Source organism: Halpernia sp., assembly GCF_048269545.1.
Lineage (GTDB): Bacteria > Bacteroidota > Bacteroidia > Flavobacteriales > Weeksellaceae > Halpernia.
The window spans coordinates 99,699-123,943 of the sequence record NZ_JBLXIJ010000005.1; the positions used below are offsets into that span (position 1 = coordinate 99,699).

Consider the following 24,245-nt stretch of genomic DNA (forward strand, 5'->3'; position numbering starts at 1 on the left):
TATCTTTGCTTTATGACAGATTCTACCGATAAAAGACTTTATTTAATTGATGCTTATGCAATGATTTTTCGTGGTTATTACGCCTTAATCCGTAGTCCGCGTTTAACAAGTAAAGGAATGGACACTTCCGCTATTTTTGGTTTTACCAATTCTTTAATTGAGTTAATTCGTCGTGAAAAACCTGGACATTTAGCCGTTGTTTTTGATGTCGGCGAAGCTACCGTCAGAACTGCAGATTTTGCAGAATACAAAGCGAATAGAAGTGAAACTCCTGAAGCAATAAAAATAGCAATTCCTTATATTCATAAAATTTTGGAAGCCATGCATATTCCACGTTTAGGTCTTGCAGGTTATGAAGCGGATGATTTAATTGGAACGATTGCTTTCAAAGCAGAAAAAATGGGTTACGAAATTTTTATGGTTACTCCAGATAAAGATTTTGCACAATTGGTGACTGAAAATATCAAGATTTACAAGCCAAGCATGAAAGGCAGTGAAATTGAAATTTTAGGCGTGGAAGAAGTGAAAGCAAAATTTGAAATTGATGATCCAAAACAAGTTATTGATTTTCTCGCCATGATGGGAGATTCCGTGGATAATATTCCCGGTTTGGAAGGGGTAGGTGAAAAAACGGCTAAGAAATTTATTAAAGAATACGGAAGCATTGAAAATTTGCTTAAAAATACGCACGAAATTAAAGGAAAATTAAAAGAAAAATTAGAGAATTCTGCAGAACGTGGGATTTTATCTAAAAAATTGGCAACAATTCTTTGTGATGCGCCAATTGATTTTAAATATGAAGATTATACTTTGGATGAACCTGATTTCGAAAAAGCAAAAATTGTTTTTGAAGAAATAGAATTTCGGCGTTTGTATGAAAATCTGTACCGCGCTTTTAGAGAAACACCAGAATCTGAGACGCTAAAATCTGCAGATAAGACTGAAAAATCCACGCAACCTTTTACGGGACAATTAGATTTATTCGCAAATTTTGAAGAATTAAACGATGCAACTTCCACCAAGACCACACTTGAAGAAAAGGATAATTTATATCAATTAATTTCCGGGCCTAAAGCGCAATATTTCTTGGTTCAAAATTTATTGAAACAAAAAGCCGTTGCTTTTGAAGCCATAACTACTTCCGAAGACGCCATGATTGCAGAATTAATTGCGCTCAGTTTTTCCTACAAAAATGGATTGGCTTATTATATTCCGATTTCTGAAAACAGGGAAGAAGCGGTTAAAACTCTAGAGATTTTCCGACCGTTTTTTGAGAAAGAGGATGTTTTAAAAATCTCGCACGATTTAAAATTTGACTTTAAAGTTCTAAAAAGTTATGGTTTTAATTTAAAAGGAAACTTTTTTGATACCATGATCGCGCATTATTTATTAAATCCCGACGGTCGCCACGGTATGGATTATTTGGCAGAAATGTTTCTGGATTACAAACCTGTCACTTTAGAATCTTTGGTTGGAAAAGGAAAAAGTAAAAGCAATTTTAGAGATCTTGATTTAAAAACTCAGACAGATTTTTCTGCGGAAAATGCAGATATTACATTTCAGTTGTACCAGTTATTTGAACCACAATTAAAGAAAGAAAAACTTGAAAATATCTTTTATGAAATTGAAATCCCTTTGCTTAAGGTTTTGGCTAAAATGGAATTAGAAGGCGTTTCACTAGATGAAGATTGGCTCGCAAAAGAAAGTAAAGAATTAGAAAACGATTTAAAAAATCTGGAGAAGGAAATTTTTAGTCTTTCTGGTGAAGAATTTAATATGAATTCGCCAAAACAATTAGGCGAAGTTTTGTTTGATAAAATGAAACTTGATCCGAAAGCGAAAAAGACAAAAACTGGACAATACGCAACTGGCGAAGATATTTTACAGAAATTATCCCACGATAATGAAATCATAAAACATATTTTAGACTACAGAACTTATCAAAAATTAAAATCAACTTATGTAGACGCTTTGCCTTTGCAAATTGATAAAAAGGACAATCGTGTTCACACAACATTTGCGCAAACGGTGGCTGCAACCGGAAGATTATCAAGTATAAATCCAAATTTGCAGAATATTCCAATCCGAACTTTGCGCGGACAACAAATTCGGGGCGCTTTTGTTTCAGCAAATGGAAAAAAAATTATTTCAGCTGATTATTCTCAAATTGAATTGCGTTTAATCGCCGAGATTTCTAAAGAAATGGAAATGATGAAAGCCTTTCAAAATAATGAAGATATTCACGCTTCTACGGCCGCAAAATTATTTAATATTCCTTTAGATGAAGTGACGAAATTGCAGCGTTCACAGGCAAAAACGGTGAATTTTGGAATTATTTATGGTGTTTCTGCATTTGGTCTTAGTGAACAAACTGGACTTTCCAGAAGTGAAAGCAAAGCGATGATAGAAGCGTATTTTGAAACTTATCCACGCTTGAAAGAATACATGAAAGAGCAAGTTGAAAAAGCGCGGGAAAATGGATTTGTTGAAACACTTTTAGGAAGAAGACGCCATTTAAAAGACATTAATTCTGGGAATTTTGTGGTAAAAGGTCACGCGGAAAGAAACGCGGTAAATGCACCAATTCAAGGAAGTGCAGCAGATATTATTAAAATTGCAATGATAAATATTGACAAAAAATTTACAGAAAAAGATTTAAAAACCAAAATGCTTTTGCAAGTTCACGATGAGTTGATTTTTGAATCTCCTGATAATGAGGTTGAAATTGCAAAGGAAATCATAAAACAGAAAATGGAACACGCTGTGAAAACTGAAGTTCCGCTTTTGGTGGAAGTTGGTGTAGGAAATAATTGGTTAGAAGCGCATTAGAATTCTTATATTTGTTAATAAATTTTATAAAATGGAATTAGATATAAATATTAGAAAAATAGATTTGGCTAAAAGGATTTTAAATCTCAAAGATGAATTTTTAATCAAAAATTTAGAAAATTTATTGAAAGAAAATACGTCTAAAAATGATTTAGTTTCAATGTCTTTAGAAGAATTTTATGAAAGAATTGAACAATCGGAAAAAGATTTTGCGGCTGGAAGATTTGTAACTTCTGAAGAATTGCTAAAGGAGTTTAGATGATTGCTTTTGAGTTACATTGGTCTTTTCAATCACGCAAAAGTTTGCGAGATATTAGAAAATATTATTCGGAAGTTGCAAACATTAGAATTTCCAATAAATTAGTCCAAGATATTATTTCAAGTGCAGAAATTTTAAAAGATTCACAATACATCGGGCAGAAAGAAATTTTATTAGAAAATAGAAAATCAGAATACCGCTATTTAGTTTATATAAATTACAAAATAATTTATTCTGTTGACGTTTCGCAAAAGAAGATTTTAATACATGAAGTTTTTGATTGCAGACAAAATCCTCTGAAATTGGAGAATATTTCAGAATAGTATAAATGAAATTCCTCATCATAATTCCCGCACATAACGAAGAAGAATTTATTTTTTCTTGCTTAGAATCTTTGCAAAAACAAAGTTTCCAAGATTTTAAATGTGTCATTGTAAATGATGGTTCAACTGACAAAACACAGGAAATAGTTGAAAACTTTATTTCTCAAAATTTAAAATTTAAAATTCAAAATTTAAAATTATCCTCACACGAGCCGGGCGCAAAAGTCGTTCAAACTTTTTATAAAGGTTTAAATGAAATTGGTTTAAAAGATTTTGATGTCATTTGTAAATTTGATTCAGATATTATTTTTCCGGATAATTATTTGGAAAAAATTAATAAAGTTTATGAACAAAATCCAAAAGCCGGAATGGTTTCAGGTTTGGTTTATATTGAAAAAAATAACGACTGGATTTTTGAAAATTTATCTTCAAAAAACCACGTTCGTGGACCGATAAAGTCTTACAGAAAAAAATGTTTTGAAGAAATGAACGGACTTCGTGCCGTTTTAGGTTGGGATAATTTGGATGTTTTATTAGCTAAAAAAAATAATTGGGAAATTATTACTATTAAAGATTTGTGGGTAAAACATTTGCGTCCAACGGCGTTTAAATATAAAACTCAGAAAGCCAAAAAATTGGGAGAATATTTTTATAATATTGGATTAAGTTTTCCATTAATGTTGATTTCATCGGCAAAATCTTCCTTAAAAAATAAATCAATTTCCGAATTTTTTATTATAGCAAAATCCTTTTTAAATCAAAAAAATGATTTGATTATAAATAAAGAAGAGATACAATTTATCAGAAATTTACGTTGGAAGGAAATGTGGAAAAATTTTAAAAATTGAAAAAAATAGCTTTCATAGAATTAGACACACACGCAGAAATTGCCGGAATTTTCTTTGAATTAATGCAAGATTCTAAACAATTTAAAGTTGATTTTTATTTCGCTTCAAAAATAGTTTCACAATTAAATTTAGTTGAAAATAAAACGGTAATTCAAACTTCCGCAGATAAAATATTAAAGCAAATTTCCGCAGAAAAATATGATTTAGTAATTCTTGGAACAGTTCATCGAGATTTCAATATTTATTTGAAATTAATTAAAGAGAATAATGTAGCGATAATTTGCCATAATCTTAATTTTTGTTCTATTTCAAAAGCCACTTTATTTAAAAGTATATTTAAAAAAGAGATAAAATACCGATTAAAACTTTTGTTTAAAGAAGGCTTATTATGGGCACCGAAAGTTTTTGATAGCGCCAAAAATCTTCTGGTTTTAGATGAAGATTTGCTTAAAAATAAATCAGTAAATCAGAAGAAAATGCTTCAATTTTTGCCGTTATTTTTTACAAAATTTAATAAAAATCTTAAAACTGAAATTACTAAAATTGTCATTCCTGGAAGTGTTTCGCAAAAAAGAAGAGATTATCAAAATTTAATTATCAAACTTTCAGAATTCAAAACTTTGGAGAAATTTCAATTTGTATTTTTAGGAAAAGCAGATGGAAAAGAATTGACTTGGTTAAAGGATTTAGAAAAAAAATTAGCGACAAATATTTCAATTAAATATTTTACAGAAAAGGTTTCCACGAAGGAATTTGATGAGAATATGAATGGAGCCCATTTTCTTTGGTGTCCTGTTCAAAATGAAACAGAATTTTTTAGTCAGAAAGAAATTTACGGAGAAACAAAAATGTCGGGCAATATCGGTGATGCCATTAAATATGGGAAAACTGCTATTTTCTCTGAGACTTATTTTTCTACAAAACCTTTTATTATAAAAGAAGAAATTAATATTGAATCTCAAATTTCAAATTTAAAAACTGAAAATTCTTTTGATTTTCAAAGACAATTTAATAAAGAAAAAATTAGAAACGAATTTGAAAAAGTTTTGAAGAATTTAACTTAGATTTACTCTCACAGATTCTCCAAATGAAGCAGATTAAACTGCAATAGTAATTTGTGAGAGAATTTCACAAAGAAAATCTGCGAGAAAATTAGAATTTAAAAATGCTTTTCAGAAAGGTTTTATTCAAATATTTCTCAATCGGAAATATTTTTAAGAAATGATTTCCAACCAAGAAAAAGAGTAAAACCAAACCAGGTTTATAAACTAAGTTTAAAAAATTATTTTTAAAATCTGGTAATAAAACAGCTATAGTAATTGCTGAAGTTCCGATGATTGTGGCATAAATCATTTCAATAGTAAAAGGAAATACTTTAAATTTCCAATAGTTAAAAATAATTTTTATTATATTAAATAAAGTGAGTGAAATTGCAGTTGCCATCGCAACTCCCAATAATCCTAAATTGGTATTTTTAATAAAATAAAGATTTAGTGAAATTGTTACAAAAGCCAAAATCACCATTACAAAAGTAGAGAATCTGTAGAATTTTGATAACGAAATAACATAACCATTAAAACCTGTTGCTAAATCAAAAAGCGTCATAATTCCTAAAATCCAAACAACTGGTTCGGCTTGTTTAAAAAGTTCGCCATTCTTCATCAGACTCGTTAGAAAGGGAAATCCTACGCAAATACAAGAGAATAAAACTAAACCTAAAAAGAACAAAGTGAGAGAAGTTTTTTTATGAAAAATATCTAATTCTTCATATTCTTTTAATTCTAAATGTTTATTAATTAAAGGCGCAGAAATCGCATATAAACCCATAGATGGAATACTAATAAGCGAAATAATAGCGAGTAATGTACTGTAAACTCCGTTTTCTTCAAAGCCAAGATAATCACCAATCATCACATTATCAATTCTTAGCGCAATGTAAGTGCCGATATTTCCTAAAAATCCATAGAAACTATAAGTGAAGATTTTCTTGTAAAGTTTGTCTTTTTTAAAATATTTAGTGGAAAAATCTGGTGTAAATTTTTCTAATTTATTAGCGTAAATATAATACGCAATGAGACCTAAAACGAAGATTCCAAAAAAGAAATAAAGTGCCCATTTTTCTGGAAATGCAAGAAAGAAAAAGAGAACAAAAGCGCCTAAATTTGCTATTTTTGGCAGGAAATTATCTATTATATTTGGAACGACAATTCTTTTAAAATTTGAAATATATTTGTTGAAAACTGTGCTTAAACCCAACACCAAAACCAAGGGTAAAATCAATAATTTCATTTTCCAAAGTTGGCTGTCTTTTATCTCCGGAAAAAAATGAGCTGCAAGAAAAAATCCACAAATAAATATTAAAAAATTAATAGAAACCGCAACTAAACTTAATGACAATAAGTTTTGATGTTTTCCATCATTTTTTGTAGAGAAGAAAAATTTAACGTTAGAATAAGATAATCCGAAAACAACGAGAGGCAAAATAATTTCCGCCATTGGCATAATGTAGCGCAGTTTGCCATAAAATTTGACGTCATAGGGAAAAATAAAAATCGCTGAAACCGTTCCCAAAAGGAAACCCAAATATCCGATAATGGAATATTTAAAACCTTGTCTCGCGATTACACTCATACTTTTTCGGAATTTGGAAGGAAAATAAAATTATTGATATAAGAAATTTTATCTTCAATTATTAAAGAATTTTGAATGGTAAAAATTTCATCAGAAATAACTTCAAGTTGGAAGCTTTTACGATTTAGAAAATGTGCTTTAAATCCCCAGTTTTCAATCTCTTCAACTAAATTTTTTAAATTTTCTGTGTGATGTCTTTGTTCCATTTCTACTAACAAAACTGGTTGAAATTTCAAAATTGTATTTTTTGCGCCCCGCAAAGTTTTCATTTCGTTGCCTTCAACGTCAATTTTAATTATATCGATTTTTGAAATATTTTGATTTACAACCCAGTAATCTAAAGTTTTAACTTTTACTTTTTCACTAATAAATCGTTCTTCATTATTTTCAAAATAATCTATGCGAAGCGTTCCGCGCGAATTTTTTTCCTGTCCTTTTATAACAGGAATTTTAAATTCTGCTATTTTATTTTCATCAGAAAGTGCAGTATTAAACAAATTTACTTTTGGAAACAAACGTTTTAATCTTAAAAAAAGTCTTTTGTTGGGTTCAAAAGCGTAAATATTTTTTGAATTTAAAAGAGGTTCAACTAATCTTAAATAACTTCCTACATTACAACCAATATCAAAAAAAACAAAATCTCTTTTTAAATATTTTTTTAGCCAAAGCATTTCTGGTTCTATGTTTCTTAATGTTAAATTTTCCGAATTTAAACCATCTATTTTTTTAAAATACCGACTTTTATAAAAAGTGGGTGAAATAAATTGTAATTGTTCGGCGAGTCTAACGTATAAAGACATAAAGTGAAATTATGAAGCAAATATATGAAATGTTAAAGTAATGTTAAAATTTATTTTTGAACTTATTGATTAAGACTTTTAAAGAAATATAATTAACTTTCACTTTTAAAAATCTACTATGAAAAAATTGATTCTAATTGCTTTTTTGGCAGTTTTAAGTTCCTGTAAAACTTTAACCAAAACAAAAGAAGCATTTAATTGGGACGGCGCAAATCTTTATTTTTTAATGACGGATCGTTTTAAAAACGGAGATAAAAGCAATGATGTTAATTTTAATAGAACAGAAAAAGCCGCAGTTTTGAGAGGTTTTGAAGGTGGCGATTTACGTGGAATAATTCAAAAGATTGATGATAATTATTTTTCAAATTTGGGAATAAATGCAATTTGGATAACGCCAATTGTAGAACAAATTCACGGTTATACAGATGAAGGAACAGGAAAAACTTACGCTTTTCACGGATATTGGACGAAAGATTGGTCAGCTTTAGATCCAAATTTTGGTACAAAAAAAGAGTTGAAAGAATTAGTAGAAAAAGCGCATAAAAAAGGAATTAGAATTGTTTTGGATGCAGTCATAAATCATACTGGTCCAGTTACACCAGAAGATCCAGTTTATCCGAATGATTGGGTGCGAACTTCGCCAACTTGCACTTATGATAATTTTAAAAATACTACGGAATGTACTTTGGTGGCAAATTTACCAGATATTAAAACGGAAGATAATTCGCCAGTTGAACTTCCAAAAATGTTGACTGATAAATGGAAAAAAGAAGGACGTTATGAAAGTGAAATGGAATCTTTAAACGTCTTTTTTAGAAAATATAATTTTCCAAAAGCAGCGAAATATTATATAATGAAATGGCTTTCTGATTATATTTTAGAATTTGGTATTGACGGTTATCGGATCGATACTGCTAAACACGTGAACGAAGATGTATGGAAGGATTTCTATAAAGTTTGTCAAGATGATTTCAAAGCGTACAAAAAAAATAATCCCTCTAAAGTTTTAGATAATGCGCCCTTTTTCACAGTGGGTGAAGTCTATGGCTACGGAATTTCACAAAAACAACTTTATAATTTTGGCGATAAAAAAGTAAATTATTTCCAAAATGGTTTTCATTCTTTAATTAATTTTGATTTTAAAAGTGATGTCAATAAAAGTTATGAAGAATTATTTTCAAAATATGACCAATTGTTGCATTCAGATTTGAAAGGAAAAAGTGTTTTGAATTATCTTACTTCTCACGACGATGGTTCTCCGTTTGATAAAAACAGAACCCGAACTTTTGAAGCAGGAACAAAATTATTACTTTCTCCCGGCGTTTCGCAAATTTATTATGGTGACGAAAGTGCAAGACCTTTAGAAATAAAAGGTGCGGAAGGTGACGCTAATTTACGATCTGATATGAATTGGGATGATGAAAAAACAAATCCTTCAACTAAAAATTTATTACTGCATTATCAAAAATTGGGAAAATTTAGAGCCAATCATCCTTCAATTGGCGCAGGAAAACACGAAATGCTTTCAAAATCGCCGTATTGGTTTTCAAGAATTTTAAATGATGATAAAGTAATTGTTGGTTTAGATTTGAATTTAGGTGTCAAAAAAGTAAATGTTTCTAAAGTTTTTTCTAATGGAATGATACTTCGCGACGCTTATTCCGGTAAAAATGCAAAAGTGATTGATGGTGAAATTGTTGTAGATTCTCCTTTCAATATTGTACTTTTGGAGAAGATTAAATAAAAATTTATCAAAATGAAAAAATTAATTTCAATTTTTACCATACTTATATTTTCTGTGGCTTGTTCACAAAAAACGCCTGCTGTAAATAAAACCGAATTCACAAAAGATGCAGTTTCGCAAAAAATAACAGATACAAATGGTAATGAATTGCCAATTTCAGATATCATTGCAAAACATAAGGGAAAAGTTTTAGTGATAGATTTTTGGGCGAGTTGGTGTCAAGATTGTATAAAAGCTTTGCCAAAAACAAAAGAACTAGTTGCGAAGAATGCAAATGTGGATTTTGTATATTTTTCTTTGGATAGAAATTCTGAAGCTTGGAAGAAAGGTTTAGAAAAACACGAGTTATCATCAAAAGAAAATTATTGGTTTTCTGCGGGTTGGAAAAATAAATTTAACGATTATGTAGAACTCAACTGGATTCCTAGATTAATGGTAATTGACAAAAATGGAAACATCGCAAATTATTATGCAATTACTCCAGACGATCCAGAAGTTCAAAAAACGATTAATGAATTAACAAAACATTAATTTATTAACACAAAGTCACAAAGATTTTTGTGAAAAGAGTTACTATTTAAAGTTCATGAAGATTTTATTCTTTATGAACTTTTTCCATTTTTATTTATATTATTCTTTCTGACTTTGTGGTTTTAAAATTTACGGCTCACAATTATTCACCATTCACATTTATCGATTTTTCTATAAAATCATTCAGCGGTTTTATTTTTTGGCAGATTTCTGCAATTTTTTCTGCACTTGAAATTGTTATTAAATCTTCATCTTTTAAAGAATATCTTACTATAAAACTTTTTAATTTTAAAAATTCAGCCATCGGATTTTCTTTTTCAAAACCTTGTGGAATTCTTTTTAATTTGTCTTCCTGCGATAATTCGGTAAAATATTTTTTGAAATTTTTATCATTAACGATTTTGAGAAATTCTTTAGGATTTTCACTAATATTTGTTCTGATACTTTTTAAAACTTCTTTTTCAGGTCTAAAAGCGCCACCTGCAAGAAAAGAATTGCCCGGTTCGATGTGCAAATAAAAACCAGAAGTTCTGCCGCCTTTGCCAAATCCTAAACCTGCACCAAAATGTGTTTTGTAAGGTGATTTATTTAAAGAAAAACGCACATCGCGGTAAATTCTAAACAAGGCTTTTTTAGCCGAAATTTTTAAAATTTCTTCATCAAACTCTGAAATATATTCGATTAATTTTTCTAAAAACAGAAGAACATTTTCCTGCGCTTCTAAATAAAGATTTTTATTTTCATTAAACCATTCGCGGTTGTTGTTTAATTTTAGACTGTTCAGAAATAAAAAGGTGTTTTTTGAAATTAAGAGTGACATAATTTTATAATAAATGCTTTAAATTATATGATTATAAATCTAAGTAAATTTTTTAACTTTAATTTTAACAAAAACTTAATAAAAGCCCTTTAAATTTATCATTAATAAAAATTGTACCTTTGCAAAATATTTAATATAATTAATGAATTTATTTACAGAATCCAATTTAAGCCCTGAAATTTTGAAGGCCATTGGAGAAATGGGTTTTGAAACCCCCACAGAAGTCCAAAAACAGTCAATTCCTTTTATACTTTCAGACGACAGAGATCTGATTGCACTTGCGCAAACCGGGACGGGAAAGACTGCAGCATTTTCTTTGCCAATTTTGGATATGATTGATGATGCAAGTCGCAAAATCCAATTCTTGGTTCTTTGTCCGACTAGAGAATTATGTCTTCAGATTACGAAAGACATAAAAAATTACTCAAAATACAAACAAAACATCAAAACCACCGCGGTTTATGGTGGAAGTAGTATTACAGATCAAATACGCAGTTTGAGAGACAAACCCCAAATTATTGTCGGAACTCCAGGTCGTGTAATTGATTTAATTAACCGAAAAGCGCTTGATTTTTCCGAAATTCAATACTTAGTTTTGGATGAAGCAGATGAAATGCTTTCTATGGGTTTTAAAGAAGATTTGGCAACCATTTTAAGTGAAACGCCTTCTGCAAAACAAACTTTTCTTTTTTCGGCTACCATGAATAAGGAGGTAGAGCGAATTTCTAAAAATTATTTGAACAATCCACACAGAATTTCTGTGGGTCATATCAATGAAGTTAAGAAAAACATTAAACACGAATTTTACGTTGTTGGTTACAGACACAAAAAAGAAGCTTTAAAAAGATTAATTGATTTTAATCCAAATCAATATTCCATTATTTTCTGTAGAACTAGAATGGAAACTCAAGAAATCGCAGATTTTTTAATGCAAAACGGTTACGCTGCAGATGCGCTTCATGGCGATCTTTCCCAAGCGCAAAGAGATACGGTAATGAAAAAATTTCGGTTAAAAAATATTGATATTTTAGTAGCAACTGATGTTGCTGCGAGAGGATTAGATGTAGATTCTTTAACGCACGTTATTCATTTTTCTTTACCGGACGATCCGGAAGTTTTTGTTCACAGAAGTGGAAGAACAGGTCGTGCAGGAAAAGGCGGAATTTCTATGTCTTTAATTAAACCTGAAGAAAGTAGAAAATTAAAACAAATAAAATCTTCTACAAAAATTGATATTGTTGAGAAAAAAGTTCCAACTGGTGAAGAAATTATAAAAGCACAAGTGGGTGGAGTTTTTGAAAAATTATTAACAGAAGATGTGAATGTTTTTACATTCGACGATAGTTTAATTCCTGATTTATCTAAATTCACAAAAGAAGAATTGGTACATCAAATGCTTCAACTTCAACTGAAAGATCTTGCTCTTTTTTATAAAGATAAAAATGATATGGCAGATCAAAAATTCAGTAAAGATGATCGTGGAGACAGAAGAGATCGTGATAGAGGAAGAGATAGAGATAGAGACCGCGGAAGAGATAGAGACCGTGGAAGAGGAGATGATAGAAGAAGTAGTGATCGGTTTTCTAATGACAGAGGAGGTGATCGTGGAGAAAGAAGAGAACGCGGACCAAGAAGAAATAATGAAGATATGGTGCGATTTTTCTTTAATCTTGGAAAAAGAGATAACTTGAAAAAAATGGACGTTTTGGATATTATCAATAAAGCGACAGAAGGTTCGCGTAAAAAAGCCGACATCGGTAATATTGAAATTTTAGAAAAATTCTCCTTTTTTGAAGTTGAAAAAGCTTTTAAAGATACCGTTCTAAAAGGAATGGAAACTCAAAAATTTAAAGGAAAAGATGCGCGTGCAGAAGTTGCAGGCAAATAATATAATTTAAATTTTACATTTAAAATCTCAATAGTTATTTGTTGAGATTTTTTTTTGAATTAAGTTCAAATAAAATTTATGTGGATAATTTTTTTTATTGTTAACAAAACTTAATACTGTTTTGCTTTTTTTAAAAATCAAAATAAAGATATTTGTAGTATTAAAAAATTAAAAATGGGAATAGGTAACATTTTTCGTGCTTTTCAACCAAAAGACAAAGTTTTTTTTGTTTTGTTTAACAAGGTTGCAGATCATTTAGTAGATATGTCAAAAGAATTTCATGATGGAATGATGGATTTTGACTTGAACGATGATACATTATTGAAAAAAATGAGCGATTATGAGCACAAATTGGATGATTTAACACACGAAATATTTGTACAATTAGGAGAAAATTTTATCACGCCTTTTGACAGAGAAGATATTAATGTTTTAACAAGTGGTTTAGATGATATTGCAGATTATATCTACGCTTCTGCAAAATATATTTATCTTTATAAAAGCCCAGAAACAAAAGCTTATTCTGAATTTTCTCTTTTAATTTACAAAGCTTGTGTAGAATTAAAAACTGCCATTTCCAATCTTGATGGATTTAAAAATCCTGCAGTTGTTAAAGAATGTTGCATCAAAATAAATAGTATTGAAAATATTGCAGATGAGGTATTAAGCCAAGCTTTAGTAAAACTTTTTGAAACTAATGATCCAATTAATATTATCAAAGTAAAATCGGTTTTAGATTATCTTGAAATTGTTACCGACAAAGCAGAAGATGTTGCAAATACAATTGACAATATTTTAATAAAATACGCTTAACAACGCTTATTCAACAAAATTTTTATTTGGATGGAATTTCCCTTACTTCTTACTATAATTGTAATTTTAGCTCTAATTTTTGATTATATCAATGGGTTTCATGATGCTGCAAACTCCATTGCAACCATTGTTTCTACTAAAGTTTTAACACCTTTTCAAGCTGTACTTTGGGCGGCTGTGTGGAATTTTGCCGCTTTTTTTATTGCTTACTATATTATCGGTGAATTTAAAATTGGTAATACAATTGCAAAAACAGTAAATGAAGATTTTATTAATTTACACGTGATTTTTTCTGGTTTAATTGCCGCAATTTTGTGGAATTTATTAACGTGGTGGTTTGGAATTCCTTCCTCTTCCTCTCATACTTTGATTGGCGGTTTTTTAGGAGCCGCATTAATGCACGCTTTTATGTTAGATTATCATCAGATTGCAATTTCACAACCCGATATTACAATTTGGGAGAATTTGATTGGAGCTTTAAAACAATTATTTACTCAAAATGTCGTCAAGTTTAAAGTTGTAATTCCTATATTTCTATTTATATTTTTAGCTCCGATAATTGGAATGGTAATTTCTGTAATCATAACTTTAATAATTGTGAGTCTTTTTAAGAAAAGCAATCCACATAAAGCAGAACTTGCTTTTAAAAAATTACAGTTAGCTTCTAGTGCACTTTTTAGTTTAGGACATGGTTTAAATGATGCTCAAAAAGTAATGGGAATTATTGGTGCAGCAATTATTTATTATCATGTAAATATGATTTCAGATCCTGTTTATTTAAATTTAGCCGTTGCAGATCGTTTTAATTTTTTTGCTGAACATTATCTGTGGGTTCCGATTGTTTCCTTTGTTGCAATAGGTTTAGGAACAATGAGTGGTGGTTGGAAAATTATAAAAACCATGGGAACTAGAATTACAAAAGTAACACCTTTAGAAGGAGTTGCCGCAGAAACTGCAGGAGCTTTAACTTTGTTTATAACAGATCATTTGGGAATTCCAGTTTCTACAACGCATACAATTACAGGTTCAATTATTGGAGTAGGTTTAACGAAAAGAGTTTCTGCTGTCAGATGGGGAATTACTGTAAGTTTGCTTTGGGCATGGGTTTTAACAATTCCTATTAGTGCAATTGTTGCTGCTTTTACTTATTTAGCAGTGAGTTATTTCTAAAAATTTATATTCAAAATATTCAAAACTTTGTCAATTATTGGCAAAGTTTTTTTCTTTTAAAAATTTTTAAAAATCGTATTTTTGCAACAAACAAAAGCATTTATGGAATTTTTGGATCAATACCAACAAATAGTTTCGAAGGCGATAGAAAAATACACCTTCAAAGATAATCCCAAAGAATTGTATTCGCCGATGAACTATATAATAAGTCATGGAGGCAAAAGATTACGCCCAATTATGGTTTTAATGGGAAATGACTTATTTGGTGGCGATCCTGAAAAAGCAATCAAACCAGCTTTAGCAATTGAGTTTTTTCATAATTTTACTTTAATCCATGATGATATTATGGACGAAGCACCGCTGCGAAGAAATAAACCAACAATTCATACGCTACATGGAATTAACGTAGGAATTCTTTCTGGAGATGGATTGCTTCTAAAAGCATATAAATTTTTTGAAGATTTAGAACCAGAATTATACAAAGCTTGCGTCAGAATTTTTACGCATACAGGTTTACTTCTTTGCGAAGGACAACAATATGATATTAATTTTGAAACAGATAGCAACGTAAGTTTTGATGATTATATTAGAATGATTACCTATAAAACAGGCGTTTTGAGTGCTTCGTCTTTTGAAATTGGAGCAGTAATTGCAGGTGCCAATTTTACAGATGCGAAACATTTATTTAATTTTGGAAAACATGTTGGAATTGCGTTTCAAATTATGGATGATTATCTAGATGTTTATGGAAATATGGAGCAATTTGGAAAAAAACATGCAGGTGATATTTATGAAAATAAAAAAACAGTTCTGTATCAATATGCGTTAGAATTTGGAACATCAGAAGAGCGTGAAGAATTAAAATATTGGTATTCTAAAAAAACCGATAACATTGATAAAATTCACGGAGTTGAGAAAATTTTCAGAAGAACAAGAGTAGAAGAAAAAGTGTTGCAATTAATACAAAAACACAATCATATTGCTCAAGAGTTTTTACATAAAATTGATGTTTCTGATGAAAAAAAGAAACCTTTTATAGAGCTTGCAAACTATCTTTTGAAGAGAGAAGTTTAATTTTTATTTAATTAAAATCATGAAATTCCGTACTGAAGTTAATCTTCAAAATTCCGAGCAAAAAATAAATTTAAATTCTCATATTTTTAGTATTGGTTCTTGTTTTGCCACAGAAATTTCTACGCTTTTACAAGATGGACAATTGCAGAATTTCAACAATCCATTTGGAACACTTTTTAATCCCTTTTCGATTAATAAGGCATTAAGCAAAATCCATAATGCTGAATTTTATTCTGAAGAAGATTTAATTAAATTTAATGATTATTATATTTCATTAGACCATAATTCTTCTTTTAATTCTCGGTTTTCGCATCAGACTTTGGATTTTATCAATCATCAAATTCAACAGAGTAATGAATTTTTAAAGAAGACAGATTTCGTAATTATTACTTATGGAACATCTTTTATTTATGAATTTTTACCAAAGAAAAAATTAGTAGCCAATTGCCATAAAATTCCATCAAAATATTTTGAAAAACGATATTTAACGCATTTGGAATTGTGTGATTCTATTTCCGAAAGTATTTCTTTATTAAAAGATATTTGTCCAGAAAATGTTCAGATTTTATTTAGTATTTCGCCGGTTCGTCACACCAAAGATGGCATTGTAGAAAACCAATTAAGTAAATCTAAATTATTTAATGCTTTACATGAAGTAATTTCTACGGAAGAAAATTGCACTTATTTACCGATTTATGAAATTATGATAGACGATTTGCGAGATTACCGTTTTTATAAAGAGGATTTAATTCATCCCAATTCGCAAGCCATTCAATACATTTGGGAAAAATTTGGGAACTCTTATTTTAGTGAAGAATGTAAAAGTTTTGTAGCAGAAAATTTAAAAATTAAAAAAGCTTTAGAACACAAAACTGACGATTTAAAAAATCCGAAATATTTGGAATTTCAAGAGAAATTAAAATTGAAAATTGCCTCGCAACAGGAAAAAGTGAAGCATAAGATTTTTTAGTTTAATTAAATTTTCTTTAGAAATATACATTTTAACTTTTCATCGCAACAACTTTACGCTTTTACAATTTAGAAAAATGATTGACACACACACCCATTTATATTCCGAAGAATTTGATGACGACAGAAATGAAATGATTGAAAGAGCCCTTTCAAAAGGTGTTTCAAAGTTTTTTCTTCCAGCAATTAACTCCGAAACACACCAAAAAATGTTTGATTTGGAAGCAGAATATCCCGAACAAATTTTCTCTATGGTTGGTTTACATCCGTGTTATGTGAAACCTGAAAGTTGGGATAAAGAATTAGAAATTGTAGAAAATTATTTAAAGCAAAGAAAATTTCCCGCAATTGGAGAAATTGGAATTGATTTGTATTGGGACAAAACCACTTTAGATATTCAGATCAAAGCTTTTGAGCAACAAATTGATTGGGCAATTCAATATGATTTACCTATTGTGATTCACACAAGAAATAGTTTTGATGAAACTTTTGCAGTTTTAGAAAATAAAAAATGCGAAAAATTACGAGGGATTTTTCATTGTTTTTCAGGCGCTTTAGACCAAGCAAAACGCGCCATAAATCTTGGTTTTTCTCTGGGAATTGGTGGAGTAGTGACTTTTAAAAATGGTAAAATTGACCAATTTTTAAATGAAATTCCTTTAGATAAAATAGTTTTAGAAACAGATTCTCCTTATCTCGCACCAGTTCCATTTAGAGGAAAAAGAAATGAAAGTTCTTATCTAGATTTGGTTGTAGGGAAATTAGTTGATATTTACGGAAAAACTTTTGCTGAAATTGACCAAATTACCACAGAAAACGCTGAGAAAATTTTTTCAAAGATTTAATTTAATTTTAAAAAAAAATATTGAAAATTAAGCAGAATTCCGACTCGCATTAATGTTTCCAAATAACGAACGCATCACTAATTTTTCAAAAGCCTCTTTGTTTTCCGTATTTTTTTTGATTTTAATTAATGCATATTGTTGAATGCTTAAAAGCGGCAAAACAATTTTTTCTCTTATTTCAACAGATTTTTTAGAAATAGGCTCTTCTTGCATAAGTTCAGTAAAACCAGTTAATTCTAACATCAAATTTTTTGAAAGTTCATATTCATCAAATAAAATTTGCCAAAAATCACCATATTTTTTATCATTTTTCATGTAAGAAGTGAGCGGAAAATAAGATTTACTTAAACTCATCATACTATTTAAAATCAATGCTTTAAAAAAATCAGAACCTGCATATAATGCTTTTACATCATTAAATTTTCCTTCATTTTTAAAATTTTGCAAAGCAGTTCCGACACCAAAAAATCCTGGAACATTTTGTTTTAATTGAGACCAACTTCCCACGAAAGGAATCGCGCGTAAATCTTCAAATTTTAGTTCAGAACCACTTCCTCTTTTTGTGGGACGGCTTCCAATATTAGATTTTGCATAATATTCCAAAGTACTCATTTCTTGTAAATAAGGCACAAATAAAGGATTTGCTTTTAAAGATGAGTATTTTTCAAAACTTAAACTGGCTAATTGTATAAATAAGTTTCGTTCATTTTCACTTATATTTTTTTTAGAATTTTCAAAAACATCATTTTCAATTCCTGCGGTCAGAAGCTGTTCAAAATTAAATTTTGCCTGTTCTTTATTTCCAAAAACACTTGTTATCGTTTGACCTTGGATTGTTAATTCTATTTTATTATTTGCAATAGTTTTTCCTTGAGACGCATAAAAATCATGTGTTTTTCCGCCGCCTCTCGCAGGTGGACCGCCGCGACCGTCGAAGAAAATAACTTTAATCCCATATTTTTCTGAAATTTTTGTGAGTCTTTCTTTGGTAGTGAAAATTTCCCAATTCGCCTTTAAATAACCGCCGTCTTTTGTACCGTCTGAAAAACCAAGCATTATAGTTTGTTGATTTCCGCGGCGTTCTAAATGTCTTTTGTAGAACGGGTTTTCATACAATTCAGCCATTACACTTTCTGCATTTCCCATTCCTTCCATGGTTTCAAAAAGAGGAATAATGTCTATTTTTATGACTTCATCTTTATATTGACAAACTTTAAAAAAAGCTAAAACATTCATCACATCTTGCACTGTTTCTGCATTAGAAATGATAAATCGGTTCATTCCGCGTTCTCCGTTTTTCGCTTGAATTTCTGTAATTTGAGAGACCGTTTTCAAAGTATCTTTCGCCATTTCATCTTCCCATTTTTCGTAGTTTAGATACGGTTTGTGCTCAATTAAATAATTAAATTTTTCTCTTTCTGTAAAATTTTCTCCGTTAGAAATATCACTTTTTGAAATAATAAAATCAATTACTTTTTGCAAAATTCTGCTGTCTTGTCTTATATCTAAACTCGCAAAATGAGTCCCAAAAATCCTGATTCTATCACGAAAATTATCAAGTAAACCTCTGAAAAGTCCTTTGTGTTTTAAGATTAAAATCTGTTCAGCTTTATCAATTTCTGTAATTAATTCTTCTGAAGTAATATCACATTCTTCTTTAAAAATGGCGTCATATAATTTATTGCTTAATTTTTCTAATATTTCTGCCACTCCACTGAAACTCAATCTTCTTCTCACATATTTTAAATGACTGTAATAAGATTTCAAAATAGAAACATGAAGTTCTTCGGCAACTTTCTTTGTGATTTCTGCAGTTACGAAAGGATTTCCGTCTCTGTCTCCACCTGGCCAAAATCCCAATTGAAATAAATCTTCATTTAGATGAAATCCCTCAGTTTTAAAAAGAGATTTTATTTCCGTAAAAAGTTCGCCTAAAGTATCGTAATAAATGTAGCGCAAATAATAAATAATACTCATCGCTTCATCTAAAGGCGTCGGTTTTTCTTTATTTAAAAATGGTGTTTTTCCCAATTGTTGCAAAAGCAAATCGATTTGTGTAACTGAATCTGCGGTAATTTGTGTTTTCAAATCGTGTAAAATTCGCTGTACAGAATTGGGATAAAATTGCGTAGGATGAGCCGTGAAAACTACTTTCACACCAAATTGATTTAATTTTTCTCTTACTTGTGGCAAACAATTTTGTTGAGATGCACGATCAAAAATATTTTGCACAGTTCCCGCATCAGATTCTGAATGCAAAGAAGGAAAAGCAGCATCTTCAATACTGTCAAAAAGCACCACTTGTCTTTCGATATATTGTATAATTTTAAATAGTAATTCTAATTTTTCATCTTCGGTTTTAAGATGCGTATGATTCGCAAAAAAAGAATCCAAAATATCTTCGGGAGTTTTTCCAGCTTCATAACCTTCTTTGCTTTCTTCATATAAAAATGGCAGCAACATCCCGATATTACTCATTTTATCATATGGCAAACTCATAAAAAGTGAGTTGTAAATTTGAAATTTATTCTCTACAATCTGCCGGAATTTTTCTTTTCTGTCTGTGTTTCGCATCATCAAATTTAAAGAAAATTCTTGATGAAATTATTAATCATTAGAAATAAGTATTTTGCAGAATACAACCATAATGTTTGTCATTCCGTAGGAATCTAAGCAAAGAACTTCACTAATTTTATGAACTTCCGTTCAACATAGCCGTGATGGAAGGGAAAATCCTTTTTGTTATTGCGATTGCGAAAAAGTTTCATCGGACTTCTTCGTTCCTCGCAATGACAAAAAGATTGGAATGAACAGCGCGCTGAAAGGTCGAAAAAAGTGAAACCGCCTTGCTCCAAAATTATTTTTCGATTATTCAACAGATTGCTTTGCAACACTCGCAATGACGCGCAGAACACAAAAAAAATACCTTCCGAAGAAAGTATTTGATTTAAAAAAAGTTTTACTTTTATCTGTTTCGCGTAAAATTGCTTTTATTATTTGGCTTTTTAGAATGTCCAGAAGTTGGAGCATTTCGTTGTGGTCTAAAAGGTTTATTATTAGAATCTCGTTTTTCAAAAACTAAATTATCTGTGTGATAAGGATGATTTTTTTCAACGGGTATTTTTTTACCGATTAATTTTTCGGTATTTTTTAAATTAATTAAATCTAAACCATCCACAAAACTAATGGAATTTCCTTCTGCACCAGCTCTTCCGGAACGCCCAATTCTATGGACATAAGTTTCAGAAACATCGGAAAGTTCGAAATTTACAACGTATTTTAAATCATCGATATCAATTCCACGTGCTGCAATATCTGTTGCAACTAAAATTCTGGTTTTTCCATTTTTAAAATTACTCAATGCGTTTTGTCTTGCATTTTGAGATTTATTTCCGTGAATGGCTTCTGCCGAAATTTTGTGAGAATGCAATTTTCTAGCGATTTTATCTGCGCCATGTTTTGTACGAGAAAAAACCAAAACAGAATCTTTAATATCGTTTTGTAGAAGATGTGTTAATAAGTCTAATTTGTCACTTTTATCCACAAAATAAACCGATTGATTAATTGTTTCAGCTGTTGAAGAAACTGCAGCAACGTGTACTTTTATGGGATTATTTAAAATGGAATTCGCCAAAGAATCAATCTCTTGCGGCATAGTTGCGGAAAAGAATAGAGTCTGTCTTTTCTGCGGAATCATTTTGATAATGCGTTTCACATCGTGTACAAAGCCCATATCGAGCATTCTATCCGCTTCATCTAAAACAAAAATTTCTAAATGTTTTAAAGTAATAATGCCTTGTGAAATAAAATCTAAAAGTCTTCCAGGTGTTGCTACCAAAACATCTACGCCACGACGTAAAGATTTTTCTTGTGTGCCTTGTTTTACACCACCAAAAACTACTAAAGTTCTTACAGGTAAATTTTTACCATAAGCTTCAAAGTTTTCTTCAATTTGTATCGCTAATTCTCTTGTAGGAGTTAAAATTAATGCTTTTATTTGATTGTTTCTTGGTCCTTTTCTCTCAGCAATATTTTGTAAAATTGGAATAGCAAAAGCGGCGGTTTTTCCTGTCCCAGTTTGGGCGCAACCGAGAAAATCTTTTCCGTCAATTATGGATGGAATTGCTTTTTCCTGAATAGGAGTTGGCTTTTCATAGCCTTGTTTTTCAAGCGCATCTAAGATGGGCTTAATAATTTTTAAGTCTGTAAATAACAAATTTATTTATATTAAATTTTTTGTGCGGATGAAGTAGTTTACTTCTTCATTTTAAGCACATTTGCAGTTGCAAATGGAGTAATCTAAAAATTACTTTGGCTAAGAATGCCGCGAAATATTTTGCAAAGATAGTTTATTTGTTTGAATAAAGATTTTCCACAAAAAAGCGAAAAAGTAAAAACTCTTTCGTTTATAAATTTAATATTTTAAAAATAATTATCCGTGTAATTTTTTCCAGATGGCATCTTTTAGTTCCATTAAACCTTCTTGCGACACGGCTGAGAAAAAAAGTGGTTGTCTATTTTCAGGAAATTCTGCGGCAATTTCTTTTTTTAGTTCGTCGTCTAAAAGATCTGCTTTTGAAATAGATAAAATAAAATCTTTATCTATCAATTCCGGATTGTATTCTTTTAATTCATTTTCTAAAATTTTAAACTCTTGAAAATGGTCTTCAGAATCTGCGGGAATTAAAAATAATAAAATAGAATTTCGTTCAATATGACGCAAAAAACGATGTCCTAAACCTTTTCCTTCGGCTGCACCTTCAATAATTCCCGGAATATCTGCCATTACAAAAGATTTGTAATTTCTGTATTCCACGATTCCTAAATTGGGTGTCAAAGTGGTAAAAGCATAATCTGCAATCTTTGGTTTTGCGGCAGAAATTGAAGCTAAAAGTGTGGATTTTCCAGCATTTGGAAAGCCAACTAAACCAACGTCTGCTAAAACTTTCAATTCAAAAATTACCATTCCTTCTTCACCAGGTTCTCCTGGTTGTGCATAACGAGGCGTTTGATTGGTGGAAGTTTTAAAAAATTCATTTCCCATTCCGCCTTTTCCACCTTTAAATAAAATGATTTCTTGTCCGTCTTCTAAAATTTCGCCAATTATTTCGCCTTCTTCATTTTTTGCAATTGTCCCAAGTGGAACTGTGATATAAACGTCTTCTCCATCTGCGCCAGTTAATTGACTTTTTTGTCCGTTTTTTCCTCGTCCTGCAGTTACGTGTCTTGTATAACGAAGTGGAAGCAGCGTCCATTCATTTTCGTTTCCGCGCATTATTATATTTCCACCGCGACCGCCATTTCCTCCATCTGGACCGCCTTTTGGAATATATTTTTCTCGACGCAAATGCGCAGATCCGCCTCCTCCGTGACCGGCTTTACAATTTATTCTGGTGTAATCTACGAAATTGGACATAATTTAGCTATTGGTTGTCAGTTGTTGGTTGTTAGTGTTTTTCGTTGAGATTTGCACTTGAAATCTGACAACTAACAACTAACAACTAACAACTATTTAATTTTTTCTACTTCTGCAAAAAGTTTTTCCGAAATTTCAGCAATTTCTCCTACACCATTTACTTCGATGTATTTTCCTTGTTGCTTATAAAGTTCGGCCACTTCTGCCGTTTTTTTATAATATTCTACAATTCTATTTTTAATAATAGATTCTTCAGAATCGTCTTTTCTGCCACTTGTTTTTCCTCTGTTGATCAATCTTTCAACTAATATTTTATCTTCTACAACTAAAGACAAACAAATTGAAATTTCAGAATGCAGTTCATTTTTAACAATTTCATCTAATGCAGCAGTTTGAAAAGTAGTTCTCGGATAGCCGTCGAATATAAAACCATTGCAATCGGTCGGCTTTTTAATTTCTTCAATCAGCATATCTGTTGTCACTTTATCTGGAACCAATTCTCCCTTTTCAATAAAAGATTTTGCAAGAATTCCAAGTGGTGTTTCATTCTTCATATTAAATCTGAATAAATCCCCAGTTGAAATCTGCTTCAGATGAAATTTCTTAATTAAATTTTCTGCCTGCGTTCCTTTTCCACTTCCGGGAGGGCCGAATAAGACAATGTTTATCATTTTTATTTTTTTTGAAAATAAGTTTTTAAAACTTTACTATTATTTAATCTTCATTAATTCTTCCATCTTCTAATTGGTATAAATCTTTAAGATTTCGCCCCAATTCATCATAATCTAAGCCATAACCTAAAACAAATTTGTTTGGAATTTCTTTACCAACATAATCTATTTTAAAATCTTTATCATAAACATCTGGTTTTAAAAGAAAAGAAGCGATTTTTATAGATTTTGGACGTTGCGTTTCTTTGAAATATTGAAACAAACTTTCCACAGTATTTCCTGTATCTACAATGTCTTCTAAGATAATAATGTGTCGATCTTTAATGTCTTTAGTTAAATCCATTTTTTGGTAAACAATTCCTGTAGATTGCGTTCCCACATAAGAGCTCATTTGGATAAATGCGATTTCACATTTACCTGGATAATGTTTTAACAGATCTGAAAAAAACATAATCACACCATTTAAAACGCCGATGAAAACGGGTGTTTCATCTTTGTAATCTTGATGAATTTTTAGAGCAGTTTCTTTTACGATGGATTGAATTTCTTCATCTTTAAGATATGTGACAAAATTTTTGTCGTGTATTTTAATACGGTCCATAGATTTTTATAAG

The 24,245-nt window shown here is 30.3% G+C and carries 21 protein-coding genes; 13 read left to right on the plus strand and 8 right to left on the minus strand.

What is annotated here, in order from left to right; genetic code table 11:
* Window positions 1–12 precede the first annotated feature (12 nt).
* From polA to ACN0WB_RS08050, 5 genes are read left to right on the plus strand one after another with little or no spacing between them, the layout of a single operon-like run.
* Complete coding sequence (polA, locus tag ACN0WB_RS08030) at window positions 13–2,829, plus strand: DNA polymerase I (RefSeq protein WP_417430608.1); 2,817 nt, start codon at window positions 13–15, stop codon at window positions 2,827–2,829.
* 31 nt (window positions 2,830–2,860) lie between these two features.
* Entirely contained in the window at window positions 2,861–3,091 is a 231-nt protein-coding gene (locus ACN0WB_RS08035; protein WP_417430610.1) for a hypothetical protein, read from the plus strand.
* Window positions 3,088–3,411 carry a type II toxin-antitoxin system RelE/ParE family toxin gene (locus tag ACN0WB_RS08040; protein ID WP_417430612.1) on the plus strand — a complete coding sequence of 108 codons (324 nt, stop codon included), beginning with the start codon at window positions 3,088–3,090 and terminating at the stop codon, window positions 3,409–3,411. Before ACN0WB_RS08035 ends, ACN0WB_RS08040 begins: the two co-directional genes overlap by 4 nt.
* A 5-nt stretch (window positions 3,412–3,416) precedes the next feature.
* Window positions 3,417–4,259 (plus strand): glycosyltransferase family 2 protein, encoded by an 843-nt coding sequence (locus ACN0WB_RS08045; protein ID WP_417430614.1) that lies wholly within the window; start codon window positions 3,417–3,419, stop codon window positions 4,257–4,259.
* Window positions 4,256–5,323 (plus strand): hypothetical protein, encoded by a 1,068-nt coding sequence (locus ACN0WB_RS08050; protein ID WP_417430616.1) that lies wholly within the window; start codon window positions 4,256–4,258, stop codon window positions 5,321–5,323. Before ACN0WB_RS08045 ends, ACN0WB_RS08050 begins: the two co-directional genes overlap by 4 nt.
* Before the next feature lie 88 nt (window positions 5,324–5,411).
* Here the strand turns inward: ACN0WB_RS08050 and ACN0WB_RS08055 are convergent, their stop codons facing one another.
* Both ACN0WB_RS08055 and ACN0WB_RS08060 read right to left on the minus strand, forming a co-directional pair.
* Window positions 5,412–6,890: a lipopolysaccharide biosynthesis protein gene (locus tag ACN0WB_RS08055; protein WP_417430618.1), complete on the minus strand. Its 1,479-nt coding sequence runs from the start codon at window positions 6,888–6,890 to the stop codon at window positions 5,412–5,414.
* Window positions 6,887–7,690, minus strand: coding sequence for an FkbM family methyltransferase (locus ACN0WB_RS08060; protein ID WP_417430620.1), 804 nt, complete (start codon window positions 7,688–7,690; stop codon window positions 6,887–6,889). The genes ACN0WB_RS08055 and ACN0WB_RS08060 overlap by 4 nt, the downstream gene beginning before the upstream one ends.
* Before the next feature lie 118 nt (window positions 7,691–7,808).
* Between ACN0WB_RS08060 and ACN0WB_RS08065 the strand changes: the two genes are divergently transcribed.
* Both ACN0WB_RS08065 and ACN0WB_RS08070 read left to right on the plus strand, forming a co-directional pair.
* Window positions 7,809–9,434 carry an alpha-amylase family glycosyl hydrolase gene (locus tag ACN0WB_RS08065; RefSeq protein ID WP_417430622.1) on the plus strand — a complete coding sequence of 542 codons (1,626 nt, stop codon included), beginning with the start codon at window positions 7,809–7,811 and terminating at the stop codon, window positions 9,432–9,434.
* A gap of 12 nt (window positions 9,435–9,446) precedes the next feature.
* Window positions 9,447–9,965: a TlpA family protein disulfide reductase gene (locus ACN0WB_RS08070; RefSeq protein ID WP_417430624.1), complete on the plus strand. Its 519-nt coding sequence runs from the start codon at window positions 9,447–9,449 to the stop codon at window positions 9,963–9,965.
* Window positions 9,966–10,107: 142 nt separating this feature from the next.
* On the opposite strand, the gene ACN0WB_RS08075 is transcribed toward ACN0WB_RS08070, so the two are convergent.
* Complete coding sequence (locus ACN0WB_RS08075) at window positions 10,108–10,785, minus strand: DUF2461 domain-containing protein (protein ID WP_417430626.1); 678 nt, start codon at window positions 10,783–10,785, stop codon at window positions 10,108–10,110.
* Between the two features lie 142 nt (window positions 10,786–10,927).
* On the opposite strand from ACN0WB_RS08075, the gene ACN0WB_RS08080 reads away from it, so the two are divergent.
* The 6 genes from ACN0WB_RS08080 (at window position 10,928) to ACN0WB_RS08105 (ending at window position 17,544) form a co-directional block, all read left to right on the plus strand.
* The gene (locus tag ACN0WB_RS08080; RefSeq protein WP_417430628.1) at window positions 10,928–12,673 is read left to right on the plus strand and encodes a DEAD/DEAH box helicase; all 1,746 of its coding nucleotides are present in this window, start codon (window positions 10,928–10,930) and stop codon (window positions 12,671–12,673) included.
* 174 nt (window positions 12,674–12,847) lie between these two features.
* Complete coding sequence (locus ACN0WB_RS08085; RefSeq protein WP_417430630.1) at window positions 12,848–13,486, plus strand: DUF47 domain-containing protein; 639 nt, start codon at window positions 12,848–12,850, stop codon at window positions 13,484–13,486.
* 30 nt (window positions 13,487–13,516) lie between these two features.
* Window positions 13,517–14,656, plus strand: coding sequence for an anion permease (locus tag ACN0WB_RS08090; RefSeq protein ID WP_417430632.1), 1,140 nt, complete (start codon window positions 13,517–13,519; stop codon window positions 14,654–14,656).
* 102 nt (window positions 14,657–14,758) lie between these two features.
* Window positions 14,759–15,730: a polyprenyl synthetase family protein gene (locus tag ACN0WB_RS08095; protein WP_417430692.1), complete on the plus strand. Its 972-nt coding sequence runs from the start codon at window positions 14,759–14,761 to the stop codon at window positions 15,728–15,730.
* Between the two features lie 19 nt (window positions 15,731–15,749).
* On the plus strand, window positions 15,750–16,700 hold the full coding sequence (locus ACN0WB_RS08100) for a GSCFA domain-containing protein (RefSeq protein ID WP_417430634.1): 951 nt from the start codon (window positions 15,750–15,752) through the stop codon (window positions 16,698–16,700).
* Between the two features lie 76 nt (window positions 16,701–16,776).
* On the plus strand, window positions 16,777–17,544 hold the full coding sequence (locus tag ACN0WB_RS08105) for a TatD family hydrolase (RefSeq protein WP_417430636.1): 768 nt from the start codon (window positions 16,777–16,779) through the stop codon (window positions 17,542–17,544).
* 27 nt (window positions 17,545–17,571) lie between these two features.
* On the opposite strand, the gene ACN0WB_RS08110 is transcribed toward ACN0WB_RS08105, so the two are convergent.
* The 5 genes from ACN0WB_RS08110 to hpt all read right to left on the minus strand — a co-directional run bounded on the left by ACN0WB_RS08110 (window position 17,572) and on the right by hpt (window position 24,232).
* Window positions 17,572–20,118 (minus strand): phosphoenolpyruvate carboxylase, encoded by a 2,547-nt coding sequence (locus tag ACN0WB_RS08110; protein WP_417430694.1) that lies wholly within the window; start codon window positions 20,116–20,118, stop codon window positions 17,572–17,574.
* A 391-nt stretch (window positions 20,119–20,509) separates the two neighbouring features.
* Window positions 20,510–21,760: a DEAD/DEAH box helicase gene (locus tag ACN0WB_RS08115; RefSeq protein ID WP_417430638.1), complete on the minus strand. Its 1,251-nt coding sequence runs from the start codon at window positions 21,758–21,760 to the stop codon at window positions 20,510–20,512.
* A gap of 216 nt (window positions 21,761–21,976) precedes the next feature.
* Window positions 21,977–22,960: a GTPase ObgE gene (gene obgE / locus ACN0WB_RS08120; protein WP_417430640.1), complete on the minus strand. Its 984-nt coding sequence runs from the start codon at window positions 22,958–22,960 to the stop codon at window positions 21,977–21,979.
* Between the two features lie 92 nt (window positions 22,961–23,052).
* The gene (locus ACN0WB_RS08125) at window positions 23,053–23,631 is read right to left on the minus strand and encodes an adenylate kinase (RefSeq protein WP_417430642.1); all 579 of its coding nucleotides are present in this window, start codon (window positions 23,629–23,631) and stop codon (window positions 23,053–23,055) included.
* Window positions 23,632–23,674: 43 nt separating this feature from the next.
* Window positions 23,675–24,232, minus strand: coding sequence for a hypoxanthine phosphoribosyltransferase (gene hpt / locus ACN0WB_RS08130; protein WP_417430644.1), 558 nt, complete (start codon window positions 24,230–24,232; stop codon window positions 23,675–23,677).
* Window positions 24,233–24,245: the final 13 nt, after the last annotated feature.